Origin of the sequence: Paragemmobacter amnigenus (assembly GCF_009908265.2) — a bacterium.
Classification (GTDB): Bacteria; Pseudomonadota; Alphaproteobacteria; order Rhodobacterales; family Rhodobacteraceae; genus Paragemmobacter; species Paragemmobacter amnigenus.
The window spans coordinates 406,782-421,341 of record NZ_JAAATX020000001.1 but is presented as its reverse complement, the minus strand read 5'-3'; the positions used below and the strand labels follow the sequence as shown (position 1 = coordinate 421,341).

The following is a 14,560-nucleotide window of genomic DNA, read 5'->3' as shown; positions in this document are numbered from 1 at the left end:
GTGCAGACCTAGCCTGCGGCCCGTGTCAGGGCAATGACGGTGCCCTGCTTCGGCGCAAAAGGAAAAACCCCGCCGGGGTGAACCGGCGGGGCGGGGTGGGAAACCTTCCCTGCAAGCAGCAAGCATCGGGAATGGGTGCCCCCGACTGCCCCCGAGTCGTAGCGGGAAGGTGTTAAGACAGGGTTTACAGCCCCTCGAAGGCGCAGAGGGCGTGGACGTCCATCCCCATCGACTGAAGCTTGCGGCGTCCCCCCAGATCGGGCAGGTCCACCACGAAGGCGCAGCCCACGACCTGCGCGCCCAGCCGTTCGATCAGCTTGATCCCCGCCTCGGCCGTGCCGCCCGTGGCCAGGAGGTCATCGACCAGCAGCACCTTTTCCCCCGGCTGGATGGCGTCGTCATGCACCTCGACCGTCGCCTCGCCATATTCGAGCTTGTAACTTTCGGAAATCGTGGCACCGGGCAGCTTGCCCTTCTTGCGGATCGGGATGAAGCCGGTCGACAGCTGGTGCGCCACCGCCCCGCCAAGGATGAAGCCCCGGGCCTCGAGCCCCGCGACCTTGTCGATGCGCATTCCCGCATAGGGGGCGAGAAGCTGGTCCACGCACATGCGGAACCCGCGCGGATCGGCAAAGAGGGTGGTCACGTCGCGGAACAGGATGCCCTCGTGCGGGAAGTCGACGATGGTGCGGATGTAATCCTTGACGGTCTTGGCCATGGCGATCCCTGCGGTTGCTTCGGCATAGGGTGTAACGGGCCATGCGGCAGGCGTCGAGAGGGGCCGGTCGCGCCGCGACGGCGCGCATCTGCCCGCCGCAGCGCGGGGAAGGGGTCAGTCCGGTCTTGCCGCCTGCACATGCATCCAGTCGTAATTCTTCGTCCGGCCGAGCGAGACCCAGCCTTCGGCCTCCCATATCTCCCAGAAGGGGCGATATTCGGGCTGGGCGAGGCGGGCGCGGTCGGCGCCCCAGTGCAGGCGGTTCCGGCTGTCGTCGAAGTCATAGGCGATGCCCCAGCTGTGCATCGACCACCGCGTCCGGCTGCCCCGCATCAGGCGCGGCATGTAATCGCCCGAAAAGATATCCAGCCGCAGCTCGCGGATGCGCGCCTCGCCGTAATGGTGGTGGATGCGCGACAGGATGCGGGCGACCGAAGGGGCGGTGCGTTCATGCGCCCAGAGGAAGCTGCGCGTCTGCGACAGGTTCCACGCGATGCGGAAGGTCCAGGGAGAGGGCACCTGCACCAGCGGCGGGCGCGGGCCGTCGGGGGTGCCGTGCGGGCCGTAGAAGGCGGTGACGCCGCTTTCGGCGGGCCAGCCGTTGGGGTTTGCGGTGGCGGGCGTGATGTCGCGCCAGTCGGGCAGGTGGCCGGTGCTGTCGCGCGCCAGCATGGCCGCGGCGGCATGGGCGGTCTGCGGGCCCCACCATCCGTCGAGCGGGCCTGCCTCCACCCCCTCGGCGCGGGCGAGCGCCTGCAGGAGCGCCACCGCCTGCCGTGTGGCGGGCCAGCCCTGCCAGTCTGCCGGCGGCGCATGGGACGGCAGGGCCGCAGCGACCGCGCGCGACAGGGCAGGGGTCAGGCGCCCCACGTCGGGACCAAGATCATGGCCCGATGCCGAAAGGCGGCTGTGGAGAAGGCGGATATGGTCGGCGCGCATGGGCAAACTCCGGCAGGGGAAAGCCCCATTGCCCCTGCCGCGGGTTAAGGAAGGGTTGGGCGGGCGCGCGCCCTACCTTCCCAGCACGCGCCCGGCCACGGCATCCAGCCGCGCGAGCAGGGCCGGATCGCGCTTGTCGGGGGCGGTCATCACCGCCGTCTCTAGCGCGCGGTCGCAGCCATGCGGGCAGGGCGCGCGCCCCGCGCCCAGCCGTGCGGGCAGCCCCGCCACCAGCGCCCGCGCATTGCCCGCATTGGCGGTCAGCGTGCGGATCACGGCGGCCACATCCACCGCATCATGCCCCGGATGCCAGCAGTCGTAATCCGTCACCATCGCGACCGAGGCATAGCAAAGCTCTGCCTCGCGGGCGAGTTTGGCCTCGGGCATCCCCGTCATCCCGATCACATCCGCCCCCCACGACCGATAAAGGCGGGATTCGGCGAGGGTGGAGAATTGCGGCCCCTCCATCGCCAGATAGGTGGCGCTGTCATGTACCGTCACGCCTGCGGCCCGCGCGGCCTGCACGCAGGCGTCGGACAGGCGCGGGCAGGTCGGGTGCGAAAAGCCCACATGCGCCACGCAGCCCGACCCGAAAAAGGATTTGGGGCGGGCGAAGGTGCGGTCGATATATTGGTCCACCAGCACGAAATCGCCGGGCCGGAAATCCTCGCGCAGGGACCCCACGGCCGAGACGGCGATGACATCGCTGCAGCCCAGCCGTTTCAGCGCGTCGATATTGGCGCGATAGGGCACGTCCGAGGGGGCATGGACATGGCCGCGCCCGTGGCGGGGAAGGAAGGCCATGGCGACACCGCCCAGACGGCCGGTCAGCACCTCGTCCGAGGGCGCGCCCCAGGGCGTGTCGACGCGCCTCCATGCCGCGCCTTCCAGCCCGTCGATCTGGTAGACGCCCGAGCCGCCGATCACCCCGATCATGGTCTGCATCTGCCGCCCCCCTCGTTACGCCGCAGTGCAGCTTAGGCAAGGCGGGACGGGCAGGAAAGGGGGATGATCCCGTGCCGCGCCTGTGGTCAACTGGCGCAGGGCAACTGGGAGGGCGCGGATGGATGCGGTGGAACTGGCCTTCGGGCTGCGGGCGGCCTTTGCCGCAGCGGGGGCGGGCGAGGCGCTGGCGGACTGGCCCGCGCTGCGCGTGACGCGGGTGGCAGAGCCTGCGACGCTGCCCGTCTGCGCCGTGCTGGAGCGTGCGGCAGCACAGGCCCCCGCGTCCCATGCCGCGCTTGTGGCGGGCTTGCGCGACGGGGCGGCGGCGCTGCGCTGGGGGCAGACCTATGGCGCGGGGGATTTCGGGGCGGAGTTCCTGCGCGGCTATGGCTGGACAGAACTGGTCGGTCTGCGCGGACCGATTGCCAGCGACCGCGTGGCGGCGGGGTTTCTGGTCCTTGCGCCGGGGATCGACTATCCGCCCCACGCGCATGAGGCCGAGGAGGTCTATCTGCCCCTGTCGGGAGCGGCGGAGTGGATGCGGGGCGACGCGCCCTTTGCGCCGGTCCCGCCGGGGCAGCCGATCCGCCACCCGTCATGGATGCCCCATGCCATGCGGACGGGGGACGCGCCGCTGGTCGCGGCCTATGTCTGGCGCGGCGGCGATCTGGCGGCAAAGTCGAAGATCATATCGTAGGACGGGCAATCGTGCCCATCCGGCGCATCACCGCTCGTCAGGCCGCTTCAGCGCCACCACCTCGCGCACGAAGGTGTAGTCGCGATAGCCCAGCCGCGCCACGGGGGTGAAGGCGGTCACGTCGAACCGCCCGTCCCGTACACAGTCGTCGCGCAGGTGGATGCCCGTGACCTCTCCGATCACGAGAAAATTGTCCTGCCCGCGCAGGGTGATGATGTCGATGACCCGACATTCCAGCGTCGCGGGCGCATCGGCCACGCGGGGGCAATCGATGCTGGCACATTCCGCCTTGGCCACCCCTGCATGGGCGAATTCGTCCACCCCCTGCGGCAGTTCCGCCGAAGTCTCGGACATCGCGGCGAACATCGCCTCTTCCACCACATTCACGGCAAAGACCCCGCTTGCACGCGCATTGCCCACCGAATCCTTTGCACCGGTGGAGGCGAAGGTTACCTGTGGCGGGGTATAGGCGGCGGCGTTGAAGAAGGAATAGGGCGCCAGATTGTCGCCCAGCGGCCCGCGGGTGGAAATCCAGCCGATGGGGCGCGGCGTCACGATGGCGTTGAAGGGATTGTGCGGCAGGCCGTGGCCTTCGGCGGGGCGGTAGAACATCTGTGGCGGCTTTCCGGTCAGGCGGTTTGATCCTGTCGTAGGTGCATGTTACGGGCGTTTCCAGAGGATTCGGAGGCCGCCCGCTTGTACCGTCTGGAAGAGGAAACCGAAGAGGACTGGTGGGAGGTTGAGGCGCTCTATGACCTCTGCTTCGCGCCCGGCCGCACGGCGCTGTCCTCCTACCGGTTGCGCGACGGGGTGCCGACGGTGGCCGCGCTCTGCCTGATCCTGCGGGATGGCGACGGGACGCTGGCCGCCGCCATCCGCTATTGGCCGGTCGAGGTGGGGGGGCAGGATGCGTTGCTGCTGGGGCCCGTGGCCGTGCACCCGACGCGGCAGGGCGAGGGGCTGGGCGGGCTTTTGATCAACGAATCTCTGGCCGAAGCGCGGCGTCTGGGCTGGGAACGTGTCATGCTGGTGGGGGATGCGCCCTATTATTCGCGCTTCGGCTTCCACCGGTTGGACGGGGTGGAGATGCCGCCCCCCACCAACCCCGACCGCGTGCTGGGGCTGGCGCTGAAGACCGGCGCGTGGGACGGGGTGCGCGGGGCCGTGACCAAGGCCACCTGATCCTTGCGCCGGGGGGCAATCCCCCCCACATTCGGGGCATGGACAACCTGCCCGCCATCGCCGCCCCCGACCGCAGCGCGGAAATCCGTACGCTCGCCCGCCGGTACCGGCGCGCCAATGGCCCCGTCATGGCGCTGGTCAACCGGCTGGGCGGCGCGGTGGAAGGGCGGCTCGACGCGCTGCCAGAAGGGGTCAGGGCGCAGATCGGCACGGCGGTGGAAAAGGCGCTTCTCGCCGCGCACGGGGTCGCGGCGGCGGGCGACCGGCTGCCCGATACGGGGCGCAACGGGCCGATGGCGGCGGCGGTGCTGTCAGGGGCGGTCGGCGGGGCTGGGGGGATTGCCACATCGGTGGCGGAACTGCCCGTCACGGTCACGGTGATCCTGCACGCGATCCGCCGCGCCGCGCGCGAGGCGGGCTTCGACCCCGACGATCCCGCGATCCGCGCCGAATGCCTGCGCGTCTTCACCGCCGGAAGCCCGCTGTCGCAGGATGACGGGGTGAACACGTCCTTCCTGTCGGCGCGGCTGACGGTGACGGGGCCTGCCATCGCGCAGGTGATCCAGTCCGTTGCGCCGAAACTGGCCTCCACGATGGGCCAGAAACTGGCGACGCAGGCCGTTCCCGTCCTTGGCGCCGTGGCGGGCGCGACGCTGAACGCGGCCTTCCTGAGCTATTACCGCGAGATGGCGGAGATCCGCTTTGCCCTTCTGGCACTGGCGCAGCAGCACGGGGCAGAGGAGATCCTGGGGGCCTTTGCCGAGGCGGTGACGCCGGCGCGGGTGACGAAGGGGTGAGGGTGGGGCGGCGTGTGCGGTCCACGCCGATTGGATTTTGGCACAAAGGCACAACGGTCAGGTCCGGACCGTGGCCCAAAGCCACGGTCCGCGCACGTCCCGCCCCACCGGGACGTGCGCCAGAGGCGCCCGCCCCGGCGGGACGCGCGCGGCCCTACCGGCGGCGTGTCGAAACGCGCCACTGGCGCCTTTCGCCACCCCTTGTTCTGAAAGCTGCCATCGCTGACCAGGCAATCGTGCGGAGGCCGTCCCCCCTCACTCCGGCTGCGCCGCCAGCCAGTCCATCAGCGCGGGGCGCACGGTTTCGGCACCGCCCTCCATCGCGGCGTCAATCACCGCCCGCGCCTCGGTCAGGTCCACGCGCCGGAGCAGCGCCTTGACCGGACCGATGGAGGCCGGGCGCATCGACAGCCCACGCAGCCCCAGCGCGGCGAAGGCCAGCGCCTCCACCGGACGGCCCGCATCCTCGCCGCAGAAGGACAGCGGCGTGCCCGTCTCGGCACAGCGGGCGATGATCTGCGATAGGAAGCGCAGAAAGGACACGTTCAGCGTGTCGTACCGGCGGCGGACGCGTTCGTTTTCACGGTCGGCGGCGAAGAAGAACTGTTTCAGGTCGTTCCCGCCGATCGACACGAAATCCGTCAGCTCGAAAAACGTGCGGGGGGCATAGGCGAGCGACGGGGTTTCCAGCATCGCGCCGATTTCCACCCGTGCGGGGACGGGATGGCCCAGCGATTTCTCGCGGTGCAATTCGCCCATCACCATGGCGCGGGCGGTCTGGAATTCCGACAGCTCGGTGATGAAGGGGAACATCACGGTCAGCGGTCGCCCCTTGGCCGCGCGGATCAGCGCCTGCAACTGCATCCTGAGCACGCCCGGCTTGTCCAGTCCCACGCGGATCGCGCGCCAGCCCATCGCGGGGTTGGGCTCGTCCTGCGGCTTCATATAGGGCAGCACCTTGTCCGACCCGATGTCCAGCGTGCGGAAGGCCACACGCTTGCCATGCGCGGCATCCATCACGCGGGCGTAAAGCGCGGCCAGCTCTGCCCGTTGCGGCATCTTGTTGCGGACGAGGAATTGCAGCTCGGTCCGGAACAGGCCCACCCCTTCGGCACCCGATCCGTCAAGGCTGGGCAGGTCCGCCATCAGCCCCGCATTCATCATCAGCGTCGTCACCGTGCCGCATTTCGACTGCGCCGGAAGGCCGCGGAGCGATGCATAGCGCTGCTGCGCCGCCGCCTGCATCGCGATCTTGTCGCGGAAGGCGCGGGCGACCGTTTCTTCGGGCCGCAGATGGACGATGCCCTGATCCCCGTCGACCAGGATCTGGTCGCCGTTCAGCGCCTCGGTCGTGATGCGGTCGGCGTGGATGACCAGCGGAATGGCCAGCGCGCGCGCCACGATGGCCGCGTGCGACCCGACGGAGCCTTCCTCCAGCACCACGCCCTTCAGCTTGCGCCCGTATTCCAGCAATTCCGCAGGCCCGATATTGCGCGCCACCAGAACCGGATTTTCCGGCATGGCCGCGCCCGTATCGCTGCCCTGACCCGTCAGGATGCGCAGCAGGCGGTTCGACAGGTCGTCCAGATCGTGCAGGCGTTCGCGCAGATAGGCGTCGGGCACCTGTTCCAGCCGCGCCCGCGCCGCCGACTGTTCCTTTTCCACCGCCGCCTCGGCCGACAGGCCGCGCTGGATGTCCTCTTCCATCCGGCGCAGCCAGCCGCGCGAATTGGCGAACATGCGATAGGCTTCCAGAACCGCCTTCTGGTCCTTGTCCAGACTTTCCGCGCTCAGGAGGTCGTCGACCGACACGCGCAGTTTTCCCACCGCCTCGCGGATGCGGTCGATCTCGGTCAGCGGATCGTCGGCCACGGGGTTCGTGACCACCACGCGCGGCTCGTGCAGCCAGACGCGCCCCTCGGCCGCGCCTTCCTGACCGGTGCCGCCCCGGATCATCACCGGTTGCTTGTGCAGCGCCCGCATCCCGTCGGCATCGCCGTTGAAGACGCCCAGTTCCGTCATCTCGGCCAGCACCATGGCGACCACTTCGAGGGCGTAGATCTCGTCCTCGGAAAACTCGCGCGCGGTCCGCGACTGCACGACAAGGACGCCCAGCTTTTCCCCCACCCGCTGGATCGGCACGCCAAGGAAGGAGGAATAGATCTCCTCGCCCGTTTCGGGCATGTAGCGAAAGCCCTTTTCCTGCGGGGCGTTGGCGGTGTTGACGGGCAGGCCCGTGCGCGCCACGCGGCCCACCAGCCCCTCGCCCAGCTTCATGCGGGTCTGGTGCACGGATTCGGGACGCAAGCCTTCGGTCGCGCAAAGCTCCAGCGTTTCGGGGTCGCGGAACAGGTAGATCGAACAGACCTCGGTCCCCATGGAATCCGCGATCAGGTGGGTGATGCGGTCCAGACGGTCCTGACCGCCGCCTGTCGTGGCAAGCGTGTCGCGCAGGCGCCGCAGCAGCTTGCGGCTTTCGCTTTCCGTCCGTTCTGGCATCGGCCTGTCTGTCCCTGTTGCGGTCTTTAGAGCATATCGACCGCAGCGGGGGAACCCCTGCTGATGGCGGCGTCTCAGCCCTGCGCGCCGCGGGCGGCGGCAAGGGCCACGCCCGCCAGCGTGACGGCGGTACCCGCCAGCATCAGGGGCGAGAGCGGCTCGCCGAAGGCCAGATGGGCGGCGGCCATGGTGACGGGGGGCGACAGGTAAAGCACCGCCGTCACCCGCGCCGCCGGATAGCGGGTCAGGCACAGGTAATAGGTGCCATATCCGCCGAAGGTGGCAAAGAGCACCAGCCAGCCGATGCCTGCGGCAAAAGCGGGGGTGGGCGTCGGGGCGACGCCGCCAAAGGGCAGGGCGGCCAACGCAAAGAGCGCCGCCGCCGTCAGGCATTGCAGGCAGAGCGACTGGTGCACCGCGACCGAGGCGGGGCGTAGCCGCCGCTGCATCACCGCCGAGAGCGCAAATGCCATGGTCCCCGCCACCGGCAGCGCCAGCGCCCAGAGCGGCGCATCGCCCAGCCGCAGCCCCTCGGCCGAGACCAGCGCCACGCCCGCCACGCCGACGCCCGTGCCCAGCCATTGCCGCGCGCTCAGGTGCTGGCCCAGCAGCGGCCCCGCCAGCAGCGCCACGCCCAAAGGCAGCATGTCGGTGATCAGCGCGACAAGGCCCGTGGGCAGGCCCTGCCCGATGGCAAGGGAAAAGCCCCCCAGATAGAGGAACATGGAAAACGTCCCGAACCCCGCCTGTTCGACCACCGCCCGCAGGTCAAGGCGGGGCCCGAAGCGCAGCGCGAAGGGCAGCAGGACCAGCCCCGAGATCAGACTGCGCCAGAACAGGATGGTCAGGATCGGCGTCGTGTCGGACAGGCCCCGCACACCCAAGAACCCCGTGGACCATGTCAGCACCAGCAGCGCCGAGAGCAGCGGGAAGACGGGGTCGAAGCGCGGGCGCGGGGGGGCGGTGTCGGTCATTGCGGGCTCAGGATGGCGCGGCGCGGGCAGGGCCACAGCGGCAGGGGCGACGCAGGGCGCGCGGAAGGCGACGGGGGCAAGAGTTTTCGAAAACCCTTGCAAATTTCTTCGAAGAAATTTGCCTGCCGGAATGAAGACGCCCCGATCCATGGACCGGGGCGGGACGGGTCACATCGGCGCGCTGAACGCTTACGCCTTGTCCAGATCAAAGGCATCGTGCAGCGCCTGCACGGCCAGTTCCATGTATTTCCGGTCGATCAGGACGGAAATCTTGATCTCCGAGGTGGAGATCACCTTGATGTTGATGTTTTCCGCCGAGAGCGCGTTGAACATCTTGGCCGCGACGCCCGCATGCGACCGCATCCCGATGCCCACGACCGACACCTTGGCCACATCCGTATCCACGATCAGCTCGTCATAGCCGATCTTGCCTGCGGCCTTGGCATCCTCCATCGCCTTGCGGGCGCGGTCGACCTGGTTGATCGGGCAGGAGAAGGTCATGTCGGTGACGGCGCCGGGATGGGCGTCGTCATAGTCCTTCTCGCTGATGTTCTGCACGATCATATCCACGTTCACGCCCGCATCGGCCAGGGGGCCGAAGATGGCCGAGGCGACGCCCGGGCGGTCCTCGATGGTGAAGAGGGTGATCTTCGCTTCCTCGCGCGAGAAGGCGACGCCAGAGACGACTTTCGATTCCATGATTTCCTCCTCGTCGCAGACAAGAGTGCCGGACGTTTCGTCGGTATCCTCAAACGATGACAGCACGCGCAGGCGCACCTTGTAGCGCATGGCAAGCTCGACCGAGCGGGTCTGCAGGACCTTGGCGCCGAGCGAGGCAAGCTCCAGCATCTCCTCGAAGGCGATCTTCTCCAGCTTGCGCGCCTTGGACGACACGCGCGGGTCGGTGGTGTAGACGCCGTCAACGTCGGTGTAGATGTCGCAGCGTTCCGCGCCGAAGGCGGCGGCAAAGGCAACGGCGGTGGTGTCCGAACCGCCGCGGCCCAGCGTGGTGATGCGGCCTTCGGGGCTGACACCCTGGAAGCCCGCCACGACCGCGACCTTGAAGCCTTCCTTGAACTTCGCGTCGATATTGGCGCGCGGGATGTCGACAAAGCGGGCCGAGCCGTGCTGCGCCGTGGTCTGGATCGGCACCTGCCAGCCCTGCCAGGACCGCGCGGGAACGCCCATCTCCTGCAGGCGCAGGGCCATCAGGCCCGCGGTCACATTCTCGCCCGAGGCGACCACCGCGTCATATTCGCGGGCGTCGTAAAGCTTGGACGTGCCTTCGACGAAGCCCACGAGCTTGTTGGTCTCGCCCGACATGGCGCTGACGATGACGATGACGTCATAGCCGCGCTCGACCTCTTTCTGCACCTTCTTCGCGGCGTTTTCGATACGCGCGAGGTCGGCCACCGAGGTGCCACCGAATTTCATCACGAGAAGCGGCATGCATCCCCCCCGCACGGCCCGAATTTCCGCGCGCTTCTTAGGGCGGGGCGGAGCGGGGTGCAAGGGCGGTTCTGGCTGTGCCGGTGTACCGTGTGGCGAAGTGCGGAAACAACGCGCATGGGCGCAACGGTCGGGTCTCACCCGGGCCCAATGGCCCGGGTGGCGGCCGTCCCGCCCCCCCGGGGCGGCCGCACATATATGTGCAGCCACCCCGGCGGGACGGCCGCCACCCCCGCGTCGGGTGGAATTCGGTGCTGACCATGCCGATGCTACAGGTGCGGAGGCGCGGCCTGTCGCCGGAGGCCCCGGGTCAAGCCCGGTGCGCGGTGCGCGCCCTTACCCCCGCCGCCCCCGACGTTCGCGGCGCGGTGCGCCCGCATCGTCGCCCGTGCCGTCCGAGCTGGACGAGAAACCGCCCAGCTTTTCGGAAATGTCCTCCAGCGTCGGGCGCGGCCCCCTGGGGCGGCTTTCCAGCGCCGCGCGCATGGCGCGCAGGTGTTCCGGCATCGTCCCGCAGCAGCCGCCGATGATCCGCACGCCCGCATCCCGCGCTAGCACCGCATATTCCGCCATCAGTTCCGGCGTGCCGTCATAATGGATGTGCCCGTCATGGTATTTCGGGATGCCCGCATTGCCCTTGGCGATGATTGGCCGCTCTGTTCCGGTCGAGGCGAAGCCCAGCACCGTCCGCATCAGGTCCGACGCGCCCACGCCGCAATTCGCGCCAAAGGCGATGGGCGGGTTGGGCAGCTTTTCCACCAGTTCGGCCAGCGCGGCGGATGTCACGCCCATCATCGTGCGCCCTGCGGTGTCAAAGCTCATGGTCCCGCACCACGGCAGGCCCGCCAGCTTTGCGGCCTCGGCGGCGGCCTTGTATTCCTCGGGGGCCGAGATCGTCTCGATCCACAGCACGTCGACGCCGCCTTCCTTCATCCCTTCCATCTGTTCGTGGAAGATCTCGACCGCGTCCTTGTGGGTGAGCGTTCCCATCGGCTCGAAGATCTCGCCCGTCGGGCCGACCGACCCCGCCACCACGACCTTGCGCCCCGAGGCATCGGCCACTTCGCGCCCCAGTTCGACGCCGACACGGTTCAGCTCGCGCACGCGGCCCTGCGCGTTGTGCAACTTCAGCCGCGCGGCATTGCCGCCGAAGGTGTTGGTCAGGAAGATGTCCGATCCCGCCTCGACCGCGCCGCGATAGAGTTTGCGGATATTGTCCGGTTGGTCGATGTTCCACAGTTCCGGCGGCTCGCCCGAGGACAGGCCCATGTTGAACAGGTTCGTCCCCGTCGCGCCATCGGCCATCAGCCAGTCGCGGGTGGAGAGAAGCTCGGTCAGCGCATCGGCCATGGGGCACCTTTCTGGAAGTTCGTTCCGCCTGATCTGCCATGCGGGCAGGGCGGGGGCAAATCGAATATGCGCATGATGATTATGAAGGGAAGCGGGAATACGGACCGTTGCTGCAAAGCGCGCGTCAGGCACGGCGCAAAACAAAAGGCACCCCGCAGGGTGCCTAATGCCTAAGGGTGCGCAATGCCGCCCGCCTACATCACAGCTCGTCCATCAGCTGCTGCTTGGCCACCGGCAGCAGTTCGGCCATCTTGGCGCGCACATCGTCGGCGCTGGCCTTGCCCGCCAGATCGGCCGCGACCTTGCGGACCACATCCTCGATGCCGGCTTCCTCGAAATCGGCCGACACGACCGACATCGCATAGTCCGCTGCGGCATCATCCGTCTTGCCCAGAAGGCCCGCGGCCCAGAGCCCCACCAGCTTGTTCCGGCGCGCCTCGGCGCGGAACTGCATGTCGGCGTCATGGGCGAATTTGGCCTCGAAGGCGTTTTCGCGATCGTCGAAGGTGGTCATGTCGGGCCCCTTGATCCGGTTTGGCTTTCCCCACCATATGCCCCCAGCCAGCGCCCGCTGCAAGAGGAGCCCTGCATCCCCTGCGCCCGCCTCGCGCCTTGCGGGAAGGTCCGCGTTGGACTATAGCCCGCGGGAACAGGCGGGGAACCCTTTGGTTGGCCCCGCCTTGTGCATTGACCGGAGCATTCATGGCACGTCGCAAGAAGGTCTACGAGGGCAAGGCGAAGATCCTGTACGAAGGGCCGGAGCCGGGCACTCTGATCCAGTATTTCAAGGATGACAGCGCGCCGACCCCCGCCGTTCCCGCCCCCGCGGCGGTCGAAGGCAAGGGCGTGCTGAACAACCGCCTGTCGGAATTCTTCATGACCGGCCTGAACGCCATCGGCGTTCCCACCCATTTCATCCGCCGCCTGAACATGCGCGAACAGCTTGTCCGCATGGCCGAGATCGTGCCGCTGGAAGTGGTGGTGCGGAACTTTGCCGCAGGTGACCTGTCCAAGCGTCTGGGCATCCCCGAAGGCACGCCGCTGCCGCGCCCGATCGTCGAATATTACTACAAGGACGACCGTCTGGGCACGCCGCTGGTGTCCGAAGAGCATATCATCGCCTTCAACTGGGCCAGCCAGCAGGATCTGGACGACATGGTCGCGCTGGCGCTGCGGGTCAACGACTTCCTGTCGGGCGTGATGATGGGCGTGGGCATCCGCCTTGCCGATTTCCGCATCGAGGTGGGCCGCATCTGGGAGGGCGACTACATGCGCCTGATCGTGGCCGACGAGATCAGCCCGGACAGCTGCCGCCTGTGGGACATCCGCTCGGCCTCCGAGGCGATGGAGCGCGAGGGCGTGGTGCGCGAGCCGGGGCCGCTGGCCGACCCCTATACGGAACTCGCCCGCCGTCTGGGCGTGCTGCCGTCCAACGTGACCCACGCGCCCAAGCCCACGCTGATCAACTGAACAGACGCCTTGCCCCTGTCGGGGCGGGGCGTTATGGCACGGCCATTCGGAAAACGGTCCCGGGGGGATGGAATGAAAGCGCGCGTCACCGTCATGCTCAAGAACGGCGTTCTGGACCCGCAGGGCGAGGCCGTGCGCCATGCGCTGGGGGGGCTGGGCTTTGCCGGCGTGAACGGGGTGCGTCAGGGCAAGGTCATCGAACTCGATCTGGCCGAGACCGACCGCGCCCGCGCCGAGACCGAGGTCAAGGCCATGTGCGAGAAGCTGCTGGCCAATACCGTGATCGAAAGCTACCGCGTCGAAATCCTCTGATCGCGACGATCCCGACAGGGCTCTGTCGGCTTCGCTCTAGCCAGCCGCGCGGCGCGATGCTTCCCTCGGGCCACCAGTCCGGAGAAAGCCATGCGCGCCGCCATCCTCAAAGCCTATCGTCAGGATCTCGTGATCGAGACCGTCCCCGATCCGGTCTGTGAACCGGACGGCGTCATCCTGCGCGTGCTGGCCTGCGGCGTCTGCCGCAGCGACTGGCACGGCTGGGTGGGGGAACATCCCCGCGTCAAACCCGGCGCGATTCCGGGCCATGAATATTGCGGCGAGGTGGTCGCGGCCGGCCCACAGGCGCGCTGGGCGCCGGGTGACCGCGTCATCGCACCCTTCATCCTTGCCTGCGGGCAATGCCCCGATTGCCAGTCTGGCAACTCCACCATCTGCAAATCCCAGCGCGTGCCCGGCTTCGGAGAGCCGGGGGCCTATGCCGAATACATCTCGGTCCCGCGCGCCCACAATCTCGCGCGCCTGCCCGAAGGGTTTTCGCCCGTGCTCGCGGCGGGCCTGGGCTGCCGCGTGACGACGGCGTGGCACGCGCTGACGGGACGGGCGGCGATACAGGCGGGCGAATGGCTGGCGGTGCATGGCACGGGCGGCATCGGGCTGTCCGCGCTGATCATTGGCCGTGCACTGGGCGCACGGGTCGTGGTGGTGGATGTGGTGCCGGAAAAGCTGCGCCATGCGCTGGAGCTGGGGGCCGAGGCCGCCTTCGACGCGCGCGAGGGGGACGTGGCCGCCCGCATCGTCGAGGCGACGGGGGGTGGCGCGCATGTCTCCATCGAGGCGCTGGGGATCGAGGCCACCGCAAATGCCTCGCTCGAATGCCTGCGCCCCTTGGGGCGGCATGTGCAGGTGGGCCTGCCCACCGGCCATACCGCGCGCATGGAGATCAACATGAACGCGGTCTACATGAAGCAGCTTGCCGTCTATGGCACGCGCGGTATGCCCGCGTGGAAATATCCCTCGCTGCTGGACATGATCACGCGCGGGGTGGTGGACATGTCCCCGCTGGTCGCCCGCACCGTGCCGCTCTCGGGCGCCTCGGCCGAACTGCGCGCCTTCGACGGCCCGATGCCACCCGGCGTCGCGGTGATCGACGACCTGACGCGCTGACCGTCCCCCCAGCGCCGACGCGCAGCCCGGAAGGAATTTTCCGCCACCCGATTTTTTTTCCGCCGAAGGGGCTACACACTGCCAAGGAGGGGTGCTAATA

15 protein-coding genes are annotated in these 14,560 nt (G+C 68.5%); 6 read left to right on the top strand and 9 right to left on the bottom strand.

Annotation, left to right across the window (positions count from 1 at the left end; all coding sequences use genetic code 11):
- Window positions 1-184: 184 nt before the first annotated feature.
- The 3 genes from GU927_RS02155 to GU927_RS02145 form a co-directional block, all read right to left on the bottom strand.
- Window positions 185-724 carry an adenine phosphoribosyltransferase gene (locus GU927_RS02155; RefSeq protein ID WP_217765509.1) on the bottom strand — a complete coding sequence of 180 codons (540 nt, stop codon included), beginning with the start codon at window positions 722-724 and terminating at the stop codon, window positions 185-187.
- A gap of 108 nt (window positions 725-832) precedes the next feature.
- A complete protein-coding gene (locus GU927_RS02150) occupies window positions 833-1,657 on the bottom strand; it encodes a M15 family metallopeptidase (RefSeq protein ID WP_161760677.1) in 825 nt (274 codons plus the stop codon).
- Window positions 1,658-1,729: 72 nt separating this feature from the next.
- Window positions 1,730-2,602, bottom strand: a complete 873-nt coding sequence (locus tag GU927_RS02145; RefSeq protein WP_161760676.1) for an S-methyl-5'-thioadenosine phosphorylase — start codon at window positions 2,600-2,602, stop codon at window positions 1,730-1,732.
- 118 nt (window positions 2,603-2,720) lie between these two features.
- Here GU927_RS02145 and GU927_RS02140 point away from each other — a divergent pair, with 118 nt between their 5' ends.
- On the top strand, window positions 2,721-3,299 hold the full coding sequence (locus GU927_RS02140) for a dimethylsulfonioproprionate lyase family protein (protein WP_161760675.1): 579 nt from the start codon (window positions 2,721-2,723) through the stop codon (window positions 3,297-3,299).
- A gap of 27 nt (window positions 3,300-3,326) precedes the next feature.
- On the opposite strand, the gene GU927_RS02135 is transcribed toward GU927_RS02140, so the two are convergent.
- Window positions 3,327-3,911, bottom strand: a complete 585-nt coding sequence (locus GU927_RS02135) for a flavin reductase family protein (protein WP_161760674.1) — start codon at window positions 3,909-3,911, stop codon at window positions 3,327-3,329.
- An 84-nt stretch (window positions 3,912-3,995) separates the two neighbouring features.
- Between GU927_RS02135 and GU927_RS02130 the strand changes: the two genes are divergently transcribed.
- The gene (locus tag GU927_RS02130; protein ID WP_161760673.1) at window positions 3,996-4,481 is read left to right on the top strand and encodes a GNAT family N-acetyltransferase; all 486 of its coding nucleotides are present in this window, start codon (window positions 3,996-3,998) and stop codon (window positions 4,479-4,481) included.
- A gap of 38 nt (window positions 4,482-4,519) precedes the next feature.
- On the top strand, window positions 4,520-5,278 hold the full coding sequence (locus GU927_RS02125) for an EcsC family protein (RefSeq protein WP_161760672.1): 759 nt from the start codon (window positions 4,520-4,522) through the stop codon (window positions 5,276-5,278).
- 255 nt (window positions 5,279-5,533) lie between these two features.
- Here GU927_RS02125 and ptsP read toward each other — a convergent pair whose 3' ends face one another.
- The 5 genes from ptsP to GU927_RS02100 all read right to left on the bottom strand — a co-directional run bounded on the left by ptsP (window position 5,534) and on the right by GU927_RS02100 (window position 12,064).
- A complete protein-coding gene (ptsP, locus tag GU927_RS02120) occupies window positions 5,534-7,777 on the bottom strand; it encodes a phosphoenolpyruvate--protein phosphotransferase (RefSeq protein WP_161760671.1) in 2,244 nt (747 codons plus the stop codon).
- A 74-nt stretch (window positions 7,778-7,851) separates the two neighbouring features.
- Complete coding sequence (locus GU927_RS02115) at window positions 7,852-8,751, bottom strand: DMT family transporter (protein ID WP_161760670.1); 900 nt, start codon at window positions 8,749-8,751, stop codon at window positions 7,852-7,854.
- 189 nt (window positions 8,752-8,940) lie between these two features.
- Entirely contained in the window at window positions 8,941-10,200 is a 1,260-nt protein-coding gene (locus tag GU927_RS02110; protein WP_161760669.1) for an aspartate kinase, read from the bottom strand.
- A gap of 336 nt (window positions 10,201-10,536) precedes the next feature.
- Window positions 10,537-11,550 carry a betaine--homocysteine S-methyltransferase gene (gene bmt / locus GU927_RS02105; RefSeq protein ID WP_161760668.1) on the bottom strand — a complete coding sequence of 338 codons (1,014 nt, stop codon included), beginning with the start codon at window positions 11,548-11,550 and terminating at the stop codon, window positions 10,537-10,539.
- A gap of 199 nt (window positions 11,551-11,749) precedes the next feature.
- A complete protein-coding gene (locus GU927_RS02100) occupies window positions 11,750-12,064 on the bottom strand; it encodes a DUF1476 domain-containing protein (protein ID WP_161760667.1) in 315 nt (104 codons plus the stop codon).
- Window positions 12,065-12,252: 188 nt separating this feature from the next.
- Between GU927_RS02100 and GU927_RS02095 the strand changes: the two genes are divergently transcribed.
- The 3 genes from GU927_RS02095 (at window position 12,253) to GU927_RS02085 (ending at window position 14,460) form a co-directional block, all read left to right on the top strand.
- Entirely contained in the window at window positions 12,253-13,020 is a 768-nt protein-coding gene (locus tag GU927_RS02095) for a phosphoribosylaminoimidazolesuccinocarboxamide synthase (protein ID WP_161760666.1), read from the top strand.
- Between the two features lie 72 nt (window positions 13,021-13,092).
- Window positions 13,093-13,332, top strand: coding sequence for a phosphoribosylformylglycinamidine synthase subunit PurS (gene purS / locus GU927_RS02090; RefSeq protein ID WP_161760665.1), 240 nt, complete (start codon window positions 13,093-13,095; stop codon window positions 13,330-13,332).
- A gap of 90 nt (window positions 13,333-13,422) precedes the next feature.
- Window positions 13,423-14,460 carry a zinc-binding dehydrogenase gene (locus GU927_RS02085; RefSeq protein WP_161760664.1) on the top strand — a complete coding sequence of 346 codons (1,038 nt, stop codon included), beginning with the start codon at window positions 13,423-13,425 and terminating at the stop codon, window positions 14,458-14,460.
- The last annotated feature ends 100 nt before the right edge of the window (window positions 14,461-14,560 follow it).

Bases quoted from the DNA above. Each gene is read 5' to 3' on its own strand.
- GU927_RS02150 (WP_161760677.1), bottom strand. From the start codon at position 1,657: ATGCGCGCCGACCATATCCGCCTTCTCCACAGCCGCCTTTCGGCATCG.
- GU927_RS02145 (WP_161760676.1), bottom strand. From the start codon at position 2,602: ATGCAGACCATGATCGGGGTGATCGGCGGCTCGGGCGTCTACCAGATC.
- GU927_RS02140 (WP_161760675.1), top strand. From the start codon at position 2,721: ATGGATGCGGTGGAACTGGCCTTCGGGCTGCGGGCGGCCTTTGCCGCA.
- GU927_RS02135 (WP_161760674.1), bottom strand. From the start codon at position 3,911: ATGTTCTACCGCCCCGCCGAAGGCCACGGCCTGCCGCACAATCCCTTC.
- GU927_RS02125 (WP_161760672.1), top strand. From the start codon at position 4,520: ATGGACAACCTGCCCGCCATCGCCGCCCCCGACCGCAGCGCGGAAATC.
- ptsP (WP_161760671.1), bottom strand. From the start codon at position 7,777: ATGCCAGAACGGACGGAAAGCGAAAGCCGCAAGCTGCTGCGGCGCCTG.
- GU927_RS02115 (WP_161760670.1), bottom strand. From the start codon at position 8,751: ATGACCGACACCGCCCCCCCGCGCCCGCGCTTCGACCCCGTCTTCCCG.
- GU927_RS02110 (WP_161760669.1), bottom strand. From the start codon at position 10,200: ATGCCGCTTCTCGTGATGAAATTCGGTGGCACCTCGGTGGCCGACCTC.
- bmt (WP_161760668.1), bottom strand. From the start codon at position 11,550: ATGGCCGATGCGCTGACCGAGCTTCTCTCCACCCGCGACTGGCTGATG.
- GU927_RS02100 (WP_161760667.1), bottom strand. From the start codon at position 12,064: ATGACCACCTTCGACGATCGCGAAAACGCCTTCGAGGCCAAATTCGCC.
- GU927_RS02095 (WP_161760666.1), top strand. From the start codon at position 12,253: ATGGCACGTCGCAAGAAGGTCTACGAGGGCAAGGCGAAGATCCTGTAC.
- purS (WP_161760665.1), top strand. From the start codon at position 13,093: ATGAAAGCGCGCGTCACCGTCATGCTCAAGAACGGCGTTCTGGACCCG.
- GU927_RS02085 (WP_161760664.1), top strand. From the start codon at position 13,423: ATGCGCGCCGCCATCCTCAAAGCCTATCGTCAGGATCTCGTGATCGAG.